The organism is Paenibacillus sp. FSL R7-0333 (genome assembly GCF_038000365.1).
GTDB classification, from domain to species: Bacteria; Bacillota; Bacilli; order Paenibacillales; family Paenibacillaceae; genus Paenibacillus_AQ; species Paenibacillus_AQ silagei.
Map to the genome: position 1 here is coordinate 1,847,582 of NZ_JBBOBZ010000001.1, position 22,103 is coordinate 1,869,684.

Annotated in this window: 18 protein-coding genes; 16 read left to right on the forward strand and 2 right to left on the reverse strand. The window is 52.4% G+C overall.

Annotated elements, in window-relative coordinates; genetic code table 11:
* Nucleotides 1–187 precede the first annotated feature (187 nt).
* The 12 genes from MKY86_RS07560 (at nt 188) to MKY86_RS07615 (ending at nt 15,010) form a co-directional block, all read left to right on the forward strand.
* On the forward strand, nt 188–1,849 hold the full coding sequence (locus tag MKY86_RS07560; protein ID WP_076079772.1) for a S1C family serine protease: 1,662 nt from the start codon (nt 188–190) through the stop codon (nt 1,847–1,849).
* A 130-nt stretch (nt 1,850–1,979) separates the two neighbouring features.
* Nucleotides 1,980–2,666 (forward strand): response regulator transcription factor, encoded by a 687-nt coding sequence (locus MKY86_RS07565; RefSeq protein ID WP_076079773.1) that lies wholly within the window; start codon nt 1,980–1,982, stop codon nt 2,664–2,666.
* A 1-nt stretch (nt 2,667) separates the two neighbouring features.
* Complete coding sequence (locus MKY86_RS07570; protein WP_076079774.1) at nt 2,668–4,119, forward strand: sensor histidine kinase; 1,452 nt, start codon at nt 2,668–2,670, stop codon at nt 4,117–4,119.
* A 57-nt stretch (nt 4,120–4,176) separates the two neighbouring features.
* Complete coding sequence (locus MKY86_RS07575) at nt 4,177–5,133, forward strand: 4-hydroxy-3-methylbut-2-enyl diphosphate reductase (RefSeq protein WP_076079775.1); 957 nt, start codon at nt 4,177–4,179, stop codon at nt 5,131–5,133.
* A 262-nt stretch (nt 5,134–5,395) separates the two neighbouring features.
* Nucleotides 5,396–6,442 (forward strand): 3-deoxy-7-phosphoheptulonate synthase, encoded by a 1,047-nt coding sequence (gene aroF, locus MKY86_RS07580; RefSeq protein WP_036722366.1) that lies wholly within the window; start codon nt 5,396–5,398, stop codon nt 6,440–6,442.
* Between the two features lie 13 nt (nt 6,443–6,455).
* Nucleotides 6,456–6,734, forward strand: a complete 279-nt coding sequence (locus tag MKY86_RS07585) for a hypothetical protein (protein ID WP_076079776.1) — start codon at nt 6,456–6,458, stop codon at nt 6,732–6,734.
* Nucleotides 6,724–8,148, forward strand: coding sequence for a type I glutamate--ammonia ligase (gene glnA, locus MKY86_RS07590; protein ID WP_036722362.1), 1,425 nt, complete (start codon nt 6,724–6,726; stop codon nt 8,146–8,148). Before MKY86_RS07585 ends, glnA begins: the two co-directional genes overlap by 11 nt.
* A gap of 818 nt (nt 8,149–8,966) precedes the next feature.
* Nucleotides 8,967–11,714: a GH36-type glycosyl hydrolase domain-containing protein gene (locus tag MKY86_RS07595; protein WP_076079881.1), complete on the forward strand. Its 2,748-nt coding sequence runs from the start codon at nt 8,967–8,969 to the stop codon at nt 11,712–11,714.
* A 145-nt stretch (nt 11,715–11,859) separates the two neighbouring features.
* On the forward strand, nt 11,860–12,744 hold the full coding sequence (locus MKY86_RS07600) for a hypothetical protein (protein ID WP_076079777.1): 885 nt from the start codon (nt 11,860–11,862) through the stop codon (nt 12,742–12,744).
* A 106-nt stretch (nt 12,745–12,850) separates the two neighbouring features.
* Nucleotides 12,851–13,942 (forward strand): 3-phosphoserine/phosphohydroxythreonine transaminase, encoded by a 1,092-nt coding sequence (serC, locus tag MKY86_RS07605; RefSeq protein WP_036722639.1) that lies wholly within the window; start codon nt 12,851–12,853, stop codon nt 13,940–13,942.
* A 195-nt stretch (nt 13,943–14,137) separates the two neighbouring features.
* Nucleotides 14,138–14,602, forward strand: a complete 465-nt coding sequence (gene trmL, locus MKY86_RS07610; protein WP_036697752.1) for a tRNA (uridine(34)/cytosine(34)/5-carboxymethylaminomethyluridine(34)-2'-O)-methyltransferase TrmL — start codon at nt 14,138–14,140, stop codon at nt 14,600–14,602.
* Nucleotides 14,603–14,755: 153 nt separating this feature from the next.
* Nucleotides 14,756–15,010 (forward strand): AbrB/MazE/SpoVT family DNA-binding domain-containing protein, encoded by a 255-nt coding sequence (locus tag MKY86_RS07615; protein WP_036697751.1) that lies wholly within the window; start codon nt 14,756–14,758, stop codon nt 15,008–15,010.
* 386 nt (nt 15,011–15,396) lie between these two features.
* Here MKY86_RS07615 and MKY86_RS07620 read toward each other — a convergent pair whose 3' ends face one another.
* Both MKY86_RS07620 and MKY86_RS07625 read right to left on the reverse strand, forming a co-directional pair.
* On the reverse strand, nt 15,397–16,464 hold the full coding sequence (locus MKY86_RS07620) for a phosphodiester glycosidase family protein (RefSeq protein ID WP_076079778.1): 1,068 nt from the start codon (nt 16,462–16,464) through the stop codon (nt 15,397–15,399).
* Nucleotides 16,461–16,868: a hypothetical protein gene (locus MKY86_RS07625; protein ID WP_036722356.1), complete on the reverse strand. Its 408-nt coding sequence runs from the start codon at nt 16,866–16,868 to the stop codon at nt 16,461–16,463. Before MKY86_RS07625 ends, MKY86_RS07620 begins: the two co-directional genes overlap by 4 nt.
* Before the next feature lie 283 nt (nt 16,869–17,151).
* On the opposite strand from MKY86_RS07625, the gene MKY86_RS07630 reads away from it, so the two are divergent.
* From MKY86_RS07630 to licT, 4 genes are all read left to right on the forward strand, one after another.
* Nucleotides 17,152–17,808: a response regulator transcription factor gene (locus MKY86_RS07630; RefSeq protein WP_036722353.1), complete on the forward strand. Its 657-nt coding sequence runs from the start codon at nt 17,152–17,154 to the stop codon at nt 17,806–17,808.
* A gap of 67 nt (nt 17,809–17,875) precedes the next feature.
* Entirely contained in the window at nt 17,876–19,093 is a 1,218-nt protein-coding gene (locus tag MKY86_RS07635) for an aminotransferase-like domain-containing protein (protein ID WP_076079779.1), read from the forward strand.
* Nucleotides 19,094–19,360: 267 nt separating this feature from the next.
* Nucleotides 19,361–20,818: a glycoside hydrolase family 1 protein gene (locus MKY86_RS07640; protein ID WP_076079780.1), complete on the forward strand. Its 1,458-nt coding sequence runs from the start codon at nt 19,361–19,363 to the stop codon at nt 20,816–20,818.
* A gap of 247 nt (nt 20,819–21,065) precedes the next feature.
* On the forward strand, nt 21,066–21,917 hold the full coding sequence (gene licT, locus MKY86_RS07645) for a BglG family transcription antiterminator LicT (protein WP_076079781.1): 852 nt from the start codon (nt 21,066–21,068) through the stop codon (nt 21,915–21,917).
* Nucleotides 21,918–22,103: the final 186 nt, after the last annotated feature.

Consider the following 22,103-nt stretch of genomic DNA (forward strand, 5'->3'; position numbering starts at 1 on the left):
ATGGAGGTGAAGCCTATCCGTAGTGTAGAAGATCTGTTTGATTAATCAACGATCCATCATCGTCTGGGTATCTTTTATCTCCGCTTAAATTGTTTTTAATGTGACCTTAAGGTTTACAGTACAAAATAAGGACATCAAAACAAATAACACTTTGCCTGACACGGCAAGGCGCGGGAGGAAAGTAAACATGGACGATAACAAAAACAACTTCAATCGTGAGAACAACTACAATCGTGATCATGAACCGGGACCGGATCGTGAATGGGACAATAATCATAATGATACTGATAACAGCACTAATTCATCCGCAGAAGGCGGCTCCTACTACTATTCTTACGGACCTTTCAAATCGTTGAACAATGATGAGATGAACGGCAATGACCCGCAGCATTATAACCGCCGCGATCCCGAGCGGGTAGAGGTTACACCGCCACAGCCGGTGAAGTCCTTACCGTATAACACATCGCTTCGCACTACCGGCAATGACGGGAACGGCGGACGCGGCGGCAATCCTCCTGAGGGGGGCAACGGCTGGCAGTACAACCGTAAGCCGAAGAAGCCGGTGAAGGCGGTACTGGTATCTTTTCTCGCCGGAATGGTAGTCTTATCAGGCTCCATGTTCATGGCAGACCGGGGGAACTGGTTCACCGGAGGCCAGGAGGCAGCCACGGTTGCAACGAATCCGGCAGGGAAGACGGCAAGCGGCAATGCCAACATTACACCTTCCACTTCCGCAGCGGCGCTGGTCACCGGCTCGGGAGATGTATCCGGCGTAGTTGAGGGGGTAGGGCCGGCAGTCGTCAAGATTGAGACGCTGGTGAAATCCAACAACTCGCGGAACAGAAGCAGCAGTCCGAATATGAGCGATCCGTTCTCACAGTTCTTCTTCGGTGATCAATTCGGCGGCGGAGGTTCCGGTTCGAATAATTCGGAATCCCAGCCGGGCTCGAATAATTCTTCTCCGCAGCTTACACCTTACGGTATTGGCACAGGCTTCATCTATAATTCGAACGGTTATATCCTGACCAATCAGCACGTGGTAGATGGCGCCGATGTCATCCAGGTTACCGTTGACGGCACCTCCAAGACTTACGAAGCGAAGCTGCTGGGCTCCAGCAAGGATCTCGATCTCGCCGTACTGAAGATTGAAGGCTCGGACTTCCCTTCTGTAGCGCTTGGCGATTCCGACAGCATCAAGGTAGGCTCTGAGGTCGTGGCGATCGGTAACCCGCAGGGCTTCGACCATACAGTGACAACCGGGGTGCTCAGTGCCAGAGGCCGCAGCATCGATATTGCCGAAGAAGACGGCAGTGGTACAAAAACCTATAAAAACCTGCTGCAGACTGACGCCTCCATTAACCCGGGGAACTCCGGCGGACCGCTGCTCAACATGAACGGCCAGGTCATTGGTATGAACGTTGCAGTAAGCAGAGACGCTCAGGGTATCGGTTTTGCCATTCCGGTAAATACCATTAAAGGCGTAGTAGATAAGCTTGAAGCCAATCAGGAAATTCCGAAGGAACCGGTACCATTCATTGGGGCTACCTTGATGACGATTACCGATGAAGTTGCCAAGCAAATGGGGACAACGATTAAAGAAGGCTCTGTAGTAGCTGAAATTGTCTTTAAATCTCCTGCTTATACAGCGGATCTGCGTCCTTACGATATCATTACAGGAATTGACGGAAAGAGCTACGCTACCAGCCAGGATCTGATCACTTACATCCAGACGCTTAAGGTAGGCGATAAGGCGACTCTGAATGTGGTCCGTGACGGCAAGAAGCTGGATCTGCCGGTAACGATCGGCAACAAGAATGATTTCGAGACCACGCAGACTCAGAAGCAATAAGCACATCATGCGGTGGGCGTTAGAGCGGAAGGGGCAACCCTTCCGCTCTGTGCTGTTCGTGTACGGATGCGGAGAGACTGGTGCATCTGATACAATAGAGATATATGAATGAGACAATGGGGGCTGCCGGATGCGACCGAATATACTAATAATTGATGATGATGAGAAAATAACCTCTATGCTCCGCCGCGGGCTGGCCTTTGAGGGCTATGATGTCAAGACGGCATCCAATGGGGCTGACGGGCTGCGTGCCGTTCTGAACAGTGATCCCGATGTGGTCATTCTGGATGTTATGATGCCCCAGGTGGACGGGTTCGAGGTATGCCGCCGTCTGCGGGAGGGCGGGAGCAGCGTTCCTGTGCTGATGCTGACGGCAAAGGATGAAATCGAGCACCGGGTGAAGGGGCTGGACCTCGGCGCGGATGATTATCTGGTGAAGCCGTTTGCCCTGGAGGAGCTGCTGGCCCGGGTCCGGGCGCTGCTCCGGCGCAAAAGCGAGCAGGGCGGAAGCCCGGATCAATCGGTCTCCTATGAGGATATTACGCTGGATGTGGATTCCCGGGAAGTGACCCGCGCCGGGCGGCGTCTGGAGCTGACGGCGAAGGAATTCGAGCTGCTGCATCTGTTCATGCAGAATCCGAAGCGGGTGCTCTCCCGCGATCTCATTATGGATAAGATCTGGGGCTACGATTACAGCGGGGAATCGAATGTCCTGGAGGTATATATTGCAATGCTGCGTCAGAAGACGGAGGAGCATGGTGGCAAACGACTGATTCAGACGATCCGGGGAGCCGGTTACATCCTAAGAGGTGACTAATATGTCCATACGTTTGCGGCTTACTGCCTGGTATTCGGGAATTCTGGCTGTTATGCTGCTGGTTTTGTCCGGCGTGATCTATGCGTTCGTCTATATTAATACGTACGGCGATTTGAAGGACCGGCTCCAGAATCTGTCGCAACAGGTAGAATTGAAGGCTGGCCTGACTCAGGACGGAACCCTTCAGCCGATGCTTGGGGGACCGGCGGGTCAGAGCCTGTTTGCCCAAATGTACATTTATGATCTGGACCGGCTGATTCCAAGCCCAAATATGACCGAAATTAAACTGAAATTCCAGGTTCCCGCCAAGGAGGACCTGCATAGCCAGGAGGGATTCCTGCAAGCCAGGTATGGCGGCAACCCCTTCCTGATCTATCAGCGGGCGGTTGATGTAACGCTCAACAACAGTCTGCCTGCGCCTGCTGTCCTTCAGGTTGCCGTATATACGGGTGAGCAGGTCACCCTGTTGAACCGTCTGAAGAATATTCTGCTGGCCGGCTCCTTCGCTACCCTGCTCGCAGCCTTCACCTTCGGCCTCTTCCTGGCCCGTAAGGCGATGAGTCCGATTGGCAAGGTCATTGAAGCTGCGAATGGAATACAGACGGGAACTGACCTTAGCTCGCGGATCGTATATGACGGTCCGCAGGATGAGATCGGGCGGCTGATTGAGACGGTGAACAGTATGCTCGGGCGTATGGAGGGCTTCTATACCGGGCTGGAGGAGGCCTATGCCACGCAGCGCCGCTTCGTCTCGGATGCTTCGCATGAGCTGCGGACACCGCTTACAACCATCCGCGGGAATATTGATCTATTGCAAAAGGTCTGGGAGATGGACCCGCAGGACAGCCGGATGACCGAGGCGGACATCCGCCAGCTCTCTATTGAATCTGTGAAGGATATTGCTGATGAGTCTAAGCGCATGAGCCGTCTGGTGGCTGATATGCTGTCCCTGGCCCGGGCGGATACCGGACGGACCTTCGAGATCGAGCCCGTAGCATTGGAGCCGATGATGACTGAAGTGGCCCGCCGGGCGTCCTTCCTGCCGCGTGAGGCAGAGTGGTCTGTAGGGGAGCTGGGGCATTTGAACGGCAAATATATTCTCGGAAACAAGGATTATCTGCAGCAGATGATGTTCATCTTCATTGACAATGCGTTCAAATATACCCCGGCCGGTGAGGTTACACTGGATGCGTTGCTGTATCAGAATCAGGTGGGAATCCGCATTGCCGATACGGGAATCGGGATGGACAAAGATGAGGTGCCGCATATCTTCGACCGCTTCTACCGCGCAGATGAATCCAGAGGAATTACGGAAGGTATCGGGCTCGGACTGTCCATTGCCAAATGGATTATTGAGGAGCATGGAGGTTCTGTTGAGGTGGTCACCCGTCAGGGGGAAGGGACGACCTTTGTGATCTGGCTGCCGCTGCTCTTTGCCCCGCCGCTGGAATAGGGTATAATTGAGTGGCTCCTATTACAGCAGTCATTGACAGCAGAAAGCGGTGAATTCATGGAAGTCATCAAAATCTCTCCCCGGGGTTATTGCTATGGCGTAGTCGATGCTATGGTGATGGCACGGCAGGCTGCGCAGAATCTTGATTTGCCCCGGCCGATTTATATACTGGGCATGATTGTGCACAACAGCCATGTCACGAACTCCTTCGAGGATGACGGAATCATTACGCTGGACGGGCATAACCGTCTGGATATTCTAGATAAAGTAGATAAGGGAACAGTCATCTTCACAGCGCACGGGGTCTCTCCCGAGGTCCGTAAGATGGCACGCGCCAAAGGGCTGACCACGGTGGATGCCACTTGCCCTGATGTGACCAAGACGCATGACCTCATCAAGGAGAAGGTTGATGAGGGCTGCGAGATTATCTATATTGGCAAGAAAGGCCACCCGGAGCCGGAAGGTGCGGTGGGAATTGCGCCGGAGCATGTCCATCTGATCGAGAAGGAAGAGGACATTGCCGGCCTCTCTATCCCTTCCTCACGGATTGTCATTACGAACCAGACCACAATGAGCCAGTGGGATATCAAGCATATTATGCGCAAGTTGCTGGAGACCTTCCCTGGTGCCGAAGTTCATAATGAGATTTGTATGGCTACGCAAGTGCGGCAGGAGGCTGTCGCTGAGCAGGCGGGCCAGTGCGAGCTGGTTATTGTGGTCGGTGATCCGCGCAGCAATAACTCCAACCGCTTGGCGCAGGTATCAGAGGAGATCGCGGGGGTTACGGCTTACCGGATCGCTGACGTCTCCGAGTTGAATACGGAGTGGCTGAAGGGAATTACCAAGGTAGGTGTGACTTCCGGCGCTTCTACGCCGACGCCGATCACCAAGGAAGTCATTAATTATCTGGAGCAGTATGACGAAGCGAAGCCGGAGACCTGGGAGATCAAGCGTACGGTCAATATGGCGAAGCTTCTGCCGCCGGTGAAGAATAAGACGGCCAGCACCAGCTGACAGGTCTGCATAACAATAACGATGAACTCATAGCGGATAACCGGCAGTGCGGCCTGAGAGGGCTGTGCTGCTTTTTTCGTTTTTGCCACATAGAATTCACACGGAACGGGGGAATAGTGGTTGACTGAAAGGGGAATATGCGATAAAATCACTTTAGTGCTTAAAAGCGTACACGCGTCGTAGCGAAATAGTAAATCAAAGAATTAGCAGTGTGCCGGTCTATCCAACAACACTAATACGGGTCCAAAAGGGGAGCTATAATATGATCGTTATTACATCCAACCAAACACCTCAGGAACAGGTGAATGAGATTATTGCCGTGATTGAGAAGGAAGGCTTGCAGGTCCATCTCTCTGTAGGGGCTGACCATACCGTAATCGGACTGGTAGGGGGCGTCACTCCGAAGCTTGCCGAGCATCTTCGCCAGATGAAGGGCGTGGAGAATGTAGTTAAGATTACCAAATCCTATAAGCTGGCGAGCCGAGACTTCCATCCGGAGGATACGGTTATCGATATCCGCGGAGTTAAGATCGGCGGAGAGAATATGGTCGTTATGGGCGGTCCATGTGCCGTGGAATCTCCGGAGCAGATCGATGAGATTGCCCGGCTGGTCAAGGCTTCCGGTGGCCAGGTACTGCGCGGAGGTGCCTTCAAGCCGCGTACTGGACCTTACAGCTTCCAAGGGGTTGGTGTGGAAGGGCTGACAATGATGGCTGAAGCCGGCAAACGTCACGGCCTGCTGACCATTACTGAGGTCATGACGCCGGAATACGTGGATATCTGTGCTGAGCATGCGGATATTCTGCAGGTAGGTACACGCAACATGCAGAACTTTGACCTGCTGCGCAAGCTGGGGACCTGCGGCCGTCCTGTGCTGCTGAAGCGCGGGTTCAGTGCGACCTATGATGAGCTGCTGAATGCGGCAGAATACATTCTCGCGGGAGGCAACCGGGATGTCATGCTGTGCGAGCGCGGCATCCGTACCTTCGAGACTTACACGCGTAACACGCTGGATCTGTCGGCCATTCCTGTGCTGCAGAATCTCAGCCATCTGCCTGTGATCTCTGACCCGAGCCACGGTACCGGACGCCGTGAATTGGTAGCCCCTATGGCCAAGGCCTCGGTTGCTGCAGGCGCCAACGGTCTGATTATCGAGATGCATACCGACCCCGATAACTCCATGACCGGAGACGGCGTTCAGTCTCTGTTCCCTGAGCAATTCGACAGCCTGCTGCGGGATCTGGAGAAGCTGGCACCGCTGGTGGGCCGCAAGTTCTCTCCGTCTCTGGAGGCTGCGCCTGTAGTATGATTGTCAACGAATAATGACTATTGAACAGCTCTCTTCTCCCGCTTCAGGCTGGAGGATGAGAGCTGTTTTTGCTGCATATTGGACAAAGGTGACATGGAATCCGGATGAAATTGGTATTTTCACCAAAGCGTCAGAATATCTCACATTGTCGCAAGAAATACCTGACATAAGCATTGACGATGTTAGGTATGCGATTTATAATGACGACAGCAAAAAAATAAAAACAAGAACATTTGATACGATGAGCGGCCTAATGTTCGGAATCTGGGGAGGAATTAAGCATGTCGGTTGAAAAAGTATTGCAGACGATCAAGGAAAACAATATCGAGTGGGTGGATTTCCGGTTTGTAGATTTGGGTGGACGTGCTCACCACATCTCTTTGCCAGCATCCGCAGTTGAAGAAGAAACCTTTGTAAATGGAGTAGCATTCGATGGTTCTTCCATTACAGGCTTCCGGGGGATTGAAGAGTCGGATATGGTAATGATGCCTGATCCAAGCACCACTTACATTGACCCGTTCACTGCTCACCCGACACTGAACATTATGTGCGACATTTTCACGCCTGATGGCGAACGTTATGAGCGCGACCCGCGCGGTATCGCAGTGAAGGCTGAAGAATTCCTGCAATCCAGCGGTGTAGGTACAGCAGCATTCTTCGCACCTGAATCCGAGTTCTTCATCTTCGACGATGTCCGTTACGAGAGCGGAATGAACACTTCCTCCTTCTATGTGGATTCCGAAGAAGCAGCATGGAACACTGGCCGCAAGGAAGAAGGCGGCAACATGGCATTCAAGGTTGGCGTGAAGGGCGGATACGTGCCTGTAGCTCCAGTGGATTCCCAGCAGGATATCCGCAGTGAAATGTGCCGTTTGCTTGGTGAAGCCGGCCTCGAAATCGAGCGTCATCATCACGAAGTAGCAACAGCAGGCCAGGCGGAAATCAACTTCCGTTTCGACACCTTGAAGAAGACAGCTGATAATCTCCTCACTTACAAATACATTGTGCAGAACACTGCACGTCAATACGGCAAGGTAGCCACCTTCATGCCAAAACCGCTGTTCGGCGATAACGGTAGCGGAATGCACGTTCACCAATCGATCTTCAACGGCAGCGAGCCTTTGTTCTATGAAAAAGGTGCTTATGCCAACCTGAGTGAAATGGCGCTGCACTACATCGGCGGTATCCTGTATCATGCTCCTGCATTGATCGCGCTGACGAACCCAAGCACCAACTCGTTCAAGCGTCTGGTTCCTGGCTATGAAGCACCGGTCAACCTGGTGTATTCCAAGGGGAACCGTTCCGCTGCTGTCCGTATCCCGGTAGCTGCTGTGACACCTAAGGGCTGTCGTATCGAATTCCGTACACCGGACTCTACGGCTAACCCATACCTGGCCTTCTCCGCTATGCTGATGGCTGGTCTGGACGGAATTAAGAAGAAGATCAACCCTGAAGAAATGGGCTACGGTCCGCTGGACAAGAACATCTACGAATTGTCTGATGCAGACAAAGAGAAGATTCGCAGCGTTCCGGGTACCCTGGACGAAGCTCTGGATGCACTGGAGGCTGACTTCGAATTCCTGACAGAGGGCGGCGTATTCACCAAGGACTTCATCGATAACTATATCGCCCTGAAGCGTTCTGAAGCTCAAGCCGTTGCCATCCGCGTTCATCCGCATGAATACTCCCTGTACTTCGACGTATAAGCTTATAAGATAAGCTAGTGTAAAACTAGCTGGATAGAGAGGCCTCTGGAATCTTTTGATTCCGGGGGCTTTTTGTGTTTTTTTCGTGTAAACAAACTTTCAGGGGTGGCAGTTCGTGCTGGAGGGAGAGGCGAGAGGTGGAAGTAGAAAGGTGAAAGGTGAAAGGGATAACCCCACTGTTGCTGCTGCTGATTAAACTGAGGGAGAGTAAATATGAGGAGCATAAGTGCACCTGAATCCGGCAAAAGTGGGCAAATGAGCTAAATAAAGAGCAGTAGTGCACCTGAATTCGGCAAAAGTCGGCAAACGAGCTAAATAAAGAGCACAAGTGCACCTGAATTCGGAAAAAGTGGGCAAATGAGTTAAATGAGGAGCACAAGTGCACCTGAATCCGGCAAAAGTAGGCAAATGAGTTAAATGAGGAGCACAAGTGCACCTGAATTCGGCCAAAGTGGGCAAATGAGCTAAATAAGGAGCATTAGTGCACCTGAATTCGAGGAATGTGTGCTAGTTGAGCAAATGTGGAACCCCGTTCGTACTTGTTACAAATAGCTCAATATTGTGTTTTCGTAAATTTTCGTTACTAAAATAGTATTAATGTAATAAAAGTACAATTATATGTGATTATCTGAGCTTTAGAGTATTAATTTTGCACATTAATCTCTGCTCATAAGTCACAAATAACGCTTTACAAAGGAAAATAACGGTGTAATAATGAAACCGAAACCGATTTCGGAAAGCGGTACCGGGCTTTGCGATTATGTGGTCATACGCAATCAAGAATACGTCTGCTGTTAGGAAAAGGGAGGATGAATGTATTGAAGGAGCAATCAAAGGTGTCAAGATCAGGCTGGAGCTTCACCGGGAATAACGGGGACTTTCGGCTGGAGCAGCCGGACCGGAGCAGCTTTTTATATTTTCCGCTGGTGAATGAAGGGGGCATGATGTCCTCGGTCAGTCCTAAGCTGCATGGTCAGGCCGCTTCGGGCCATAATACCTTTCTGACACCGCCCATCTCGGTGGAGGATCTGCATAACTCCCGCGCCTCGCGCAATTTCTGGGTGTACATTGAAGGCAAGGGCGCCTGGTCGGCTGCCGGCAATTCTGCACGGCAGAATGCGGCGTTCTATGGCGAAGCAGCAGATGAATCCTTGCTGGAGGCAGGACTTCTGTGGCATCGGGTGACGCGGGAGAGTAAGGAGCTGGGGCTGAGAGCGGAGATCACGAGCTTCGTACCCTGCGGCAACGACAAGGTTGAGCTGATGAAGGTGGTACTTACGAACAGCGGTACAGAGGCGCTTACGCTGACATCTACAGCGGCTATTCCGTTGTATGCGCGTTCTGCGGATGATCTGCGCGATCACCGGCATGTCACCTCGCTGCTGAACCGGATCTATACTTCGGCGTATGGTGTAGAGGTGCAGCCTGCGTTGTCCTTCGACGAACGCGGCCACCGGGTGAATCATACTTCGTACGGGGTATTCGGGGCTGGTGAGGGCGGAGCGCTGCCAACCGGATTATTCCCGGTGCAGGAGGAATTCATCGGCGAGGGCGGAAGTCTGGACTGGCCGGAAGCGGTCGTGAACAATCTGGCGCCGCCGATTGGGGAAAATGGCGGAGTGCCTTGGGAAGGATATGAGGCGCTGGGTGGTTTGCGGTTCGCCGCAATCACTTTGGAGCCGGGTCAGAGTCATTCTTATGTCGTAGTCATGGCGATTGACAATGATAGAATCGATGTGCAGGCGCTGATGGCCAAATATGGCTCTCCTGCGGCTTTTGACGCGTTGCTTGAAGAGAATAAGCGCTTCTGGGCGGATAAAGTCAATACGGTAGAATTCCATACTGGAGATCATGCCGCTGACGAATGGATGAAATGGGTCACGCTGCAGCCGGTGCTGCGCAGGCTATACGGCAACTCGTTCCTGCCTTACCACGATTATGGCAGAGGGGGACGCGGCTGGCGCGATCTATGGCAGGATTGCCTGGCTCTGTTGATTATGGAGCCTGCGGATGTGCGCAGCCTGCTGCTGAACAACTATGCCGGAGTTCGAATTGACGGCAGCAATGCGACGATCATCGGACAGCAGCCGGGCGAATTCATTGCCGACCGCAACAATATACCCCGGGTCTGGATGGACCATGGAGCGTGGCCGTTCCTGACCACCATGCTATACCTGGATCAGAGCGGGGATCTGGACTTCCTGCTGCAGGAACAGACCTACTTCCGCGATACCTTCATGAACCGCTGTAAGGACCGCGATGCCTCCTGGGAGCCGGGTGCAGGAAGCAGTCTGCGGACGAATGCGGGCGAAGTCTATACAGGTACTATTCTGGAGCATATCCTGCTGCAGAATCTGGTTCCTTTCTTCAATGTGGGTGAGCATAACAACATCCTGCTGGAAGGAGCGGACTGGAACGATGGCCTCGATATGGCAGCGCAGCGGGGCGAAAGTGTCACCTTCACAGCCTTCTATGCCAGCAACCTGCTGGATCTGTCCAAGCTGCTGATTACCCTGAAGGAACGCACTGGCGGAGATACACTGGAGCTGGCAGAAGAGATGGTGTTGCTGCTTGACTCGCTCGGCCAAGCTGTCGATTATGAATCGGTGACGGCCAAGCATGAGCTCCTCAGCCGCTTCTATGCTGCCACACCGAATAAGGTAAGCGGGGTAAGAGCCGTTCTGAAGCTTGAAGAGGTTGCAGCAGATCTTGCCCGTAAGGCGGAATGGATATTCGATCATCTGCGCCGCAATGAATGGGTAGAGAGCGGACACGGCGACGGCTGGTTCAACGGCTATTATAATAATGACGGTGAGCGCGTAGAAGGGGAATGGGCTGAGAGTACACGGATGACGCTTACCGGTCAGGTCTTCCCGCTCCTCGGCCACGCTGCTGCTCCAGAGCAGATTCCTGCGATCATCTCTGCGGTAGAGCGCAATCTGTACGATGAGAAAATCGGCTACCGTCTGAACAGCAACTTCGGCGGCATTCAGCAGAATCTGGGCCGGGCATTCGGCTTCGCCTTCGGACACAAGGAGAACGGAGCCATGTTCAGCCACATGACCGTTATGTACGGCAATGCGCTGTATAAGCGCGGATACGTCAAAGAAGGCCGCAAGGTGCTGGATTCACTGTATAACCTGAGTGCGAACTTCGAGGTGAGCCGGATGTATCCCGGAATTCCGGAATATATCAATGAGCAGGGCAGAGGAATGTATACGTATCTGACAGGCTCGGCAAGCTGGCTGCTGCTGACGATGGTAACTGAGGTATTTGGCGTCAAAGGCAAGCTCGGCGACCTGCTGCTGCAGCCGAAGCTGGTGAGTGAACAGTTTGACGGCGATAAGAGCGCCTCGATTAAGACTATCTTTGCCGGACGCGAGCTGAAAGTCGTCTATATGGCCTCTGGAAGCACGGAATACGGAGAGTATCAAATACACACAGCCCGCTTGAACGGGGCTGAGGTAACGCTTCAGCGCGTCTCAGAGGGTGCTGTGATTCCACGCAGCCTGTTGACAGACCTGCCTGAAGGAGAAATTCATCTGCTGGAGGTAGAGCTGGCCTAAAGCCGGAGCTGCTGAATTCTATCGCCTGCTCTGCCGGTCCTTGCGGAGCAGGCATTTTAATATCCAAATATCCCGTATAGAATGGGCCTGGAAATGCTATGATAGGATGTGCTGCGTCCAACCAGGACAGAAAGGAAAGAGATCAATGACACGTATACTATCCAATGGAGTACTGACCGTAGAGATTGCTGATGTGGGAGCCTATGGAGGCACCCGTTTTGACTGGACAGGATTTATTACAGGCGTGAAGCTGGACGAGGGCGGGCATACCTTTTGTGTTCCGGAAAGTCTGGTGCTTGGGCAGGGTACTGGAGGGATAGGCCTCTGCAATGAGTTTGGCATTTCCCGGGCAATTGGCTATGAAGATGCTGCTCCTGGGGAATGGTTCCCCAAGCCCGGCATCGGGCTGCTGCAGAAGCAAAGTGATGAGCCTTATTCATTCGTCGGGGAGTATCCGCTTAAGCGATTCCCGATCACAGAAGAGTGGAGCGGAAACTCGGTTACATACACTGTGCAGCCGCTGGAATGCCGGGGCTACAGCATGCGGTTGGTCAAGACATTGAAGCTTGAAGATAACCGGCTGGATATTTCCTATAGGGTAGAGAATACAGGGACCGAAGCGCTGCGGATTGAAGAGTATATTCATAATTTTGTCGGCATTGATGGGGCGCTCGTAGGGTCGGATTATGAGCTTAGGCTGCCGGGAACGCCGCAGATCGTGGCCCCGGAATCGGCGTATACGGAGAACTTGCTCAGTGTAGACGGGAATAGCCTGACATGGGCCGGGGAACCGGACCGCCAATTCTATTGCAGACTCAAAGGCTGGGAACAGGCGGAGGCGGACTATTACTGGGAGCTGATCCATAAGCCTACTGGGGCCTGCATCAGAGAGAGCGGAGATTTCGCTGCTGAGCGGATTGCGCTGTGGGGAGACAAGCATGTAATTTCACCCGAGGTTTTTGCAGACATCACTATTTTACCGCGTCACAGCAAGGGTTGGAGCCGCAGCTACCTGTTTTCAGCCTCCTGATTGCGGCCTAGCTTACCTCATATGTGAATAATTATACTTGCTGGTGTTTATCGTTATCTGCTATCATAGCGATATCCATATTCATAGGAGAGAAAGGGTGGGAGTTATTTTGAGCAAGAGAGCATACAATTTTAATGCCGGTCCGGCCGCATTGCCGCTGGCAGTATTGGAACGTGCACAGGCGGAGTTCGTTGAATTCCGGGAGAGCGGAATGTCCATTATGGAGATGTCGCACCGCGGGGCGATATACGAATCCGTGCATAATGAAGCTCAGGAACGCCTGCTTTCGCTCCTCGGCAATCCGCAGGGCTACAAGGTATTGTTCATCCAGGGCGGAGCAAGCACACAGTTCGCCATGGTTCCGATGAACCTTATCGCTGAAGGCCAGGTCGGCAGCTATGTCATGACAGGAAGCTGGGCGGACAAAGCCCTGAAGGAAGCCAAGCTGACAGGCGGCGGTCATGTAGCCGCATCCTCCGCAGACAAGAAATTCCTGGCTATTCCTGAGCTTAGCAGCATCAAGGCTGCGGACAATGCCGCTTACCTGCATATCACCTCGAATGAGACGATTGAAGGCACGCAGTATGCACAGTATCCTGATGCCGGTAACATTCCGCTGGTTGCCGATATGTCCAGTGATATTCTGAGCCGCGACTTCGATGTGAACCAATTCGGTCTGATCTATGCCGGTGCACAGAAGAATCTCGGACCGTCGGGCGTTACCGTAGTGATTGCCAAGGAAGAGCTGATCGCAAGTTCTCCGGCGAATATTCCGACGATTCTGCGGTATGATACTCATTACAAGAACAACTCTCTCTACAATACGCCGCCATCCTTCTCTGTATATATGGTTAACGAAGTGTTAAAATGGATTGAGGAACAGGGCGGGCTTGCCGGCACTGAAGCCAAGAACCGTGACAAAGCAGGTCTCCTATATGATTATATCGACGGCAGCGACGGCTTCTACCGCGGAGTTGCGGAAGAAGGCAGCCGTTCCATCATGAATGTAACGTTCCGGATGCAATCGGAGGAGCTGGAGAAGCAGTTCATCAAAGCTTCCGAAGCGGAAGGCTTTGTCGGCCTCAAGGGACACCGCAGCGTAGGCGGCTTACGGGCTTCGATCTACAACGCAGTCCCACATGAGAGCGTTAAGGCGCTGGCTGATTTCATGAAGCATTTCCGGCAAACTCAAGGGTAATGAAAGAACGTTCCTGACCTTCCGCCTTGCAGCGGAAGGTTTCTTCTTGCCCGCAGCCAGGATCATAGAGCCCGGCCTGTGTCCGGCCTGTACCTGCAAGCAGCATCAAGAATACATCACAGGGCCATGGAGGACACGGCGGATACTTACTCCGCCGCACTCCTTAAGACCCTACAGAGAGGAAGCATTCGTATTATGGCATTACACATTGTGCTGGTGGAACCGGAAATACCGGCGAATACCGGCAATATCGCCCGTACTTGTGCGGCCACAGGAACCCATCTCCATCTCGTGCACCCGCTGGGCTTCCGCACAGACGATGCTACACTGAAGCGTGCCGGACTCGATTATTGGCATGCAGTGAATATTGAATATCATAATTCCTTCAGTGAAGTATTGGAGAAGTATCAGGAAGGGCGGTTCTTCTATGCGACCACCAAGGCCAAGAAGCGCTATAGCGATTTCGCCTTCCGGGATGGAGACTTCTTCGTGTTCGGGAAAGAAACCAAGGGGTTGCCGGCAGAGATCCTGGAGGCTGGTCAGGAAACGGCGATGCGGATGCCGATGAGCGAGGCGGTCAGATCGCTTAATTTGTCTAATTCGGCAGCGATTGTGGTCTATGAAGCGCTCCGGCAGCTTGATTTCCCACAACTTTTCTAAAAGTTGACATCATTTTTTATTTTTTTCAGCAGGATTCGACATTTTAGTAACGAAATAGTTGATTAGTGCCGAAGAAAGTAATAGGGTACGTGAACTTGGATGTCAGAAATGGCACTACTAATCATAAGTTGAACAGGAGAGTGTAAGTTAGATATGAAACCTGCTGGCGTTGTACGTAAAGTAGATCAGCTGGGTAGAATTGTTCTGCCTAAGTCTCTGCGTAAAAGGTATCAAATGAATGAAGGTGATCCTGTAGAAATTCTTGTTCAGGGCGACCACATTATTCTGGAGCGTTACCGTCCGAAGTGTGTCTTCTGCGGATCTATGGAAGGCGTAAGCGAATATAAAGACCGTTACATTTGTTCAAGCTGTCTTACCGAGATGACCCAACTGCCAAAACACGCGTAAGCGTAGAGCGCATCAATTATCTACATAGGGTAAAACGCGTAAGCGCGTCTTATAACATGGATGCTGGTCGGACTCGGCTTCAGTGAATAGTGAAGAACACAAAAAGAGCGCCGCACACATCAGTGCGGTGCTCCTTTTTGTGGTATACGTCCATCAGATTGTTCGCGGAGGGCGGGTCACAGCCCCTTAGTCTTGTCGTCGTTGTAGGAAGAAGTAAGAATACCAGCCAGAAACAGTACAAATACCAGGGTCACGATCCAAAAAGTCAGGGAGAACGACATGCAGGCACCTCCATTATTGACGATCTTCGTTACCCTGAGTATACCCTTTTAATCTGTAAAAATAAATGAAAATGTGATATTTAGCATTGACGGTTATACTCGGAATTACTTGAAGAACAAGAAGTTGGTTGGGACGCGGCGCAAATTGCCGTCGGAAGGCTTGTTAATGACCTTGCCGCGGAAAATCATGGACGATGAGCCGCCGCCGTCCAGGTTATAAGCATCGATGACGCCGAGATTGTACAGCTTATCCTGCAGCTCAGCCAGTGTGGCTCCCGAGTCACCGTTCTCGTTATATCCGTCAGCGACCAGAATCAGCAGCTGATTATCCTTGTAGTTACCGATGATAGTCCGCGGTGCCCGCTTCGGGGCCAGCTGCCATTTCAGCGGAATGGCTGTCTTGCTCTGATTCTTCAGCAGCACAGGGACGAAGGTTGCTCCGAATACCGGCTCCAGCTGATCAAGCTGGTCACGACTGGTGAATTTGCCGCCGATCAACTGGCCGGATTTGTTCAGGCCGACGAAGCTGAGATCCTTGTAGCTGGGCTCGAAGCCGTACAGATATTCTCCGCCGACGATGGTGGTCGAGAGCGGATAACGCTTGCCGTTCTGATCAGCGAAGCCGCCGGCATTAATACCGGCCGAGGCACCGTAGCGGTTCACGGCCTGCAGTGTGGTCTCGGAAGCGCCCGTGCCGTCACCGGCCAGGCTCATCTTCATGGCTGAGGTATCCTTCAGCTTAATCTTCATTGCATATGCTGTATAGTTGCCGGGGTTCAGCCGGTATAATTCAATGGTAATCCGGTCGCTGCTGATCACATCGGCAGGAATGCCGAGCCGGGAACTAATCCGGCGGTTGTAGATCCGCTCAGGACGGGAGGTCTGGGCCGTTGCTGTGCTGACCAGTGCGTTCATAGCGTTCGTGGTCTGCTTGTAGAGCTGTGCGCTGGTGCCGATAGAGTCTATGGTGTAAGCGGCATAGCTCTTGGCCACAGCCAGGTCCTGCTTCAATTGTGCGGTTTCATTCACGGGTCCGGGGTCAGCTGCGAAGGGGGCGGTATTCAGCTTAAGCTCAAGCGGAGGCTGGTACAGCCACAGACAGAGCAGCAGTCCGAACAATGGAGCGGTCAGGAGCATGAAGAACCGGTTCACTCTTTTGACAGGAGTCATCATTTCAGCAGATCCATCTCTTTCTTGAGCGTATCAAGCTGTTTCTTGACCTCGCTTAATTGCGTGTACAGCTTGTTGCTGTTGTCCGTCTTGTTACTGGCATTATCCTTGGTGAAGGTCAGCAGCTCGTTGAATGTCTGCACGGTGCTCTGAAGCTCCTTCACTTGTTCTGACAGGACGGCGATCTTCGACTCGTAGTCGGTCTTCAAAACGGTAAGCTGCTGCTGGCTTTGAGATCCAAGCTCGCTCAGCACCTGATCCTTCAGATGATTGGTGTAGCTGTACACGGCATATACGCCGGCTGTGATCATCAGAATCCAGAACAGTAGAAACCATTTGACGGACGAGCCGCTTCTCTCTGCACTCCGGCGAGAGTGTACCCGGGTCGATTCCGCTAGCGGTTGCATTTCATCACCTCAAGCCATATTTTTTCAAGTTCTCATTTTATCAGACTTTCAGGTTTTTCGCAAAAGTGAAAGAGCCGCGCAGAAACGACAAAAAGTAATTGCATCCTGTTAAACTACTGCGATACAATTTCTATAGATTGGAATATCTGATGGACGTATTCAAGGTAAAAGTAGGAAGAATAGACTTATGACAGCATAGATCCTTGCTTGCGTGTTGACAGGAAACGCTTACAGCGCTTTCCATTCTGGAAAATTATATAGATAGCAGGAGGTCTGGGCATTAATGACGAAGGTCTGGCAGGTGGTCATCGTGGGATGTCATCCCACAAGTATGCTGGGAACAAAATTAATTCTGGAAGATGAGGAGGGACTGACGGTAGACGGCATGTTCGCTACCTGGGAAGAATGTCTCGCGGGCATGGAGGAATTAAGGCCTGATCTGGTGCTGAGTGATTATCAGATGCATGACGGAACCGTAGAGCAGGTGCTGCCGGACATGAAAAAAAGCTCACCGTGCTCCCACATTATTATCATGACGGAGGAGAACGATAAGGAGATATTCCTGCCCCTGATTGAACTGGGAGCGAGCGGGGTATTGTCGAAGGGAGCTACTCCGGATCAGCTTCTGCAGATGATCCGCGGCATCCGCGAAGGGTTCCTCTCCATTCCGCTGGAATGGATCGAAAAGGGCTTCCGTCCGGTAGCCTCCTCCAGAGGGCTGGAAGGTGTCTTGCAGCTGACACAGACGGAGATGTTCATCATGGAACGCATTGTGCAAGGAATTACATACGACAAAATCGCACTTGAAATTGAAGTCAGCCGCCGTTCGATCGATAACTACCTGCGCAAGATTTATGTGAAGCTGGAAGTATCGACAAGAGCGCAGGCGATTGAGAAGTTCGCGCTTTTCTCAAGACAGAACAAGCAAATCTACGCATAATCCCTGTATTACGACATAATGGCGTCAGGACTGGAATATTCTTAAACCAGATAAAGGGGGGAAGCGTATGAAGTATGAGTTTTCTTCGCGCGCACATACATTGTTATCTTCACCGCTGCTGAGTATCCGTAAGGAGACACGCCGGGGTACGCTGATCTCGCTGGCAGAGGAGCTCCCGGCAGAAGAATTATTTCCGCTGTCACTGCTGTCTGAGGCGGCATCTACCGTTATCTCCACAGATGCAAGTGCGCTGCAGTACGGGGAGCCTGAAGGGTATGGCCCGCTCCGCGAATGGCTGACCGGAGATTGGCTCCGCAGCAAAGGGGTGGCGGTAACCGAAGGCGGAGTGCTGCTGACAACGGGCAGCCAGCAGGCCATCGATCTGCTGTCCAGGGTGTACATCGATCCCGGGGATCATGTGCTGGTTGAGAATCCGACTTCTCCCGGTATTCTGCAGGCGCTGCGGATGCAGGGAGCCGTCATTATTCCGGTCCAGGGGGATGGGGACGGTCTGCTGCCGGATCATCTGCGGCGAACGATCCGCAGTTATAGGCCCAAAATGCTGTTCGCTGCGCCAAGCTTCACCAACCCCAGCGGAGTGCTCTGGAGCCTTGCCCGGCGGCAAGAGATTCTGGAGCTGTGTATCTCACATAATGTGCTGATCGTAGAGGATGATTCCTATGGCGATCTGCACTTCCAGCGGAGTGAGGGCCACCCCTCCAAGAAATATCCTACTCTATATGCGCTGGAGAATGTCAGCGAGGGCGGGCATGTGCTGTACATCGGCTCCTTCAGCAAGACGGTCGCGCCGGCGCTGCGGACGGGCTGGGCGGCGGGAAGCCGCGAGCTGATCGGCATGATGGCTGCCGCCAAGCAGATGGCGGACTGGCAGTCCAGCTCGCTGAACCAGCGCCTGCTGCATCATCTGCTCAGTGTGTCGGCCTTTGATCTGCGGGAGCATATCGCGCTGCTGAACCGCGAATACAATACCCGCCTGAAGCTGATGGCGGAGCTGCTGAAGCGTCCGGCCTGGAAGCACAGCGTGTATGACATGCCGGCCGGCGGCATGTTCCTCTGGGTATCGCTGCCTGAAGGCCTGGACGCGATGGCTCTGCTGCGGGCTTCGCTGTCCAAGGGGGTAGCCTTCCTGCCTGGTCCGCTCTGCAGTGTAAGCGGAGGCTCGGACCGCATCCGGCTCAACTTCAGCCATCCCGGCCGTGATGAGCTGCTGCTGGGAATGAACCTGATGAGTGAAGCGGTGACCGAGTTCACGGCGCGCAGCTAGGGGAGAAGGAACGGGCGCAAATATGAGCTTCACAGAAATTGAGCGGATTTTCATTTGAATTTTGCTGGATGCTATGTTAGGCTGGAGTCAATTAAATCTTCCATAAACACATCGTTTACTGGATTGTTACTGGCCGTGCCAGGCAAAACCTAAACTGATGGTGACTGATTTGAACCCGTTCGCCGGGCTCGATGATCTTGCCATAGGTTTAGGTTTTTCTGTTATATAGGCCATGCAGAAAGATCATAATGAAAAGGGGTAAGGACTATGGCTATAGTACTTAACGGATTTCCTGAGCATTTCTTATGGGGCGGGGCAACCGCTGCCAATCAGCTGGAGGGCGCTTTTGATCAGGGGGGCAAAGGGCTGTCAACCGCAGATATGATCGCCTTCGTGCCCAAGGATAAGCGCACAGGGGATCATTCCATGGAGATCTCTTCGGAGCGTATCGCCCGGATTCTCGCCGGAGAGACGGATGACTGGTTCCCGAAACGCGAAGGCGTTGACTTCTATCACCGCTACAAGGAGGACATTGCTCTATTCGCCGAAATGGGCTTCAAGGTGTTCCGGCTGTCGATTAACTGGGCACGGATCTTCCCGAACGGCGATGATGCCGAGCCTAACGAGCAGGGTCTGCAATTCTACGACGATGTATTCGATGAACTGTTGAAATACGGCATTGAGCCGCTGGTTACTCTCTCGCACTATGAGACTCCGCTCGGTCTTACACAGAAGTATAACGGCTGGGCCAGCCGTGAAGTGGTCGGCTTCTATGTGAAGTATGCGGAGACTGTATTTACACGTTACCGGAAAAAAGTGAAGTACTGGCTGACCTTCAACGAGATCAATGTCATGCTGTTCAGCCCGTATACCGGAGGCGGTATTCTTACAGACCGCGTGGAGAACAAGCTGCAAGCGGTCTTTCAGGGGCTGCACCATCAGTTCGTAGCAAGCGCCCTGGTTACCAGACTCGGACATGAGATTATTCCAGGCTCGCAGATTGGCTGTATGCTGGCCCGTATGGAGAGCTACGCGCATACCTGTAATCCGGCGGATGTACGTAAGAGACAGCAGGAGGACCAGCTGAATCTGTTCTTCACGGATGTACATGCGCGCGGCAAGTACCCGCGTTATATGAACCGTTATTTTGCCGAGAACCAGATTGAGATTGTCCGTGAGCCGGGGGATGATGAGCTTCTTGCGGCGAATACAGTAGATTTCATCTCGTTCAGCTATTATATGACGCTTACGGTGTCCGCAGGTCCGGAGGGTGAGGCGACTGAAGGAAATCTGCTGGGCGGTATCAAGAACCCGTATCTGAAGGCCTCCGACTGGGGCTGGCAGATTGATCCTGTGGGTCTGCGTATTACCCTGAATAACCTGTACGACCGTTACCAGAAGCCGTTGTTCATCGTAGAGAACGGGCTGGGCGCCTATGACAAGGTGGAGGAAGACGGATCGATCCATGACAATTACCGGATTGATTATTTGCGGGAACACATCAAGGAGATGAAGGAAGCGGTTAAGGACGGCGTGGAGCTGATGGGCTATACGGCCTGGGGCCCGATTGACCTGGTGAGCATGTCGACCTCGGAAATGTCCAAGCGCTACGGCTTCATCTACGTAGACCTGGACGACACGGGAAGCGGCACGCTGAACCGCAGCAAGAAGGATTCGTTTGAGTGGTACAAGCAGGTGATTTCGTCGAACGGTGAAATATTGTAGGTGAAATGGGGCAAGCTTAAGAAGCACAGGCCTTAATAAACCGTTTTCATAAAAGTGTTGTCATATTAACAATGATATGCTAAGATGCTGCTACAGGTAGAATAACTGGATTGTTACTGTTCATTCAGGCAAAACCAGAAACGGGCACTCTTTTGATGCCGTTTTGGTTTTGCCTTTTTTAACACAATAATGTTGTATCCCCGCGCCTGCGGGGGATTTTATTACTCTGACGGTGTAAGGTGATGGAATGAAAATTGCTAAGGTGCTCAACAACAATGTGGTCACCGTACTCGATGCCAGCGGGAAGGAACGGGTCGTAATGGGCCGCGGTATCGCCTTCAAGAAGCAGGCCGGGGATGATGTTGAGGATGCTCAGGTCGAGAAGGTATTCGCCCTGGAGAATAAAGAAGGTTCACAGAAGCTGATGTCGCTTCTCTCGGAGATCCCGCTGGAATATGTGGAATGCACCGATGAAGTGATCCGTTATGCCGAGACGGTGCTCGGGGAGAAGCTGCATGACAGCATCTATATCTCACTGACGGACCATATCCATTTCGCCATCGACCGCCACCGTCAGGGGCTTCAAATCAAGAATGCACTGCTGTGGGAAATCAAGCGGATGTACCGTAAGGAGTTCTCCATTGGACTCAAGGCGCTGCAAATTATCGAGGAACGGCTTGGGGCTTTGCTGCCGGAGGACGAGTGCGCATTCATCGCGATGCATCTGGTTAATGCGCAGATGAACGGTGAGATGCGGGAGACGGTAAGTATCACGAATATCGTGAAGGACATCTTGAATATTGTCCGGCGGAGCTTCCTGATTGAGCTGGATGAAGAATCACTCGGGTATTACCGCTTCCTGACCCATCTGAAGTTCTTTGCGCAGCGGGTGGTTCAGGGCACTCCGATGGAGGAGCGGGACCAGGATCATGCGCTGCATGATCTGGTCATGAAGCAGTACCCGGCTGCCCATGCGGTTGCGGTGAAGATAGCGGACTATTCCCGCAAGATATACAAACGGGTCTTGTCCAAGGAAGAAATATTGTATCTGACCATTCATATTGAACGGATTATCCGTAATGAGGATATAACAGAATAATGTGGTGCAGGATTGCTACTCGGAACAGAGGCAAAACCTAAACCCGGACAGTGCTGGAGGCAGAAGACTGCCTTTCCCCGCTGATCGGCGTTTAGGTTTTTTTAAATATAAAAATTTATATGTTTCACGCTATGAATTATCCTTCTATTTCTCGCTGAAACGGTACCGTCCTTTAAAAGGACGGCG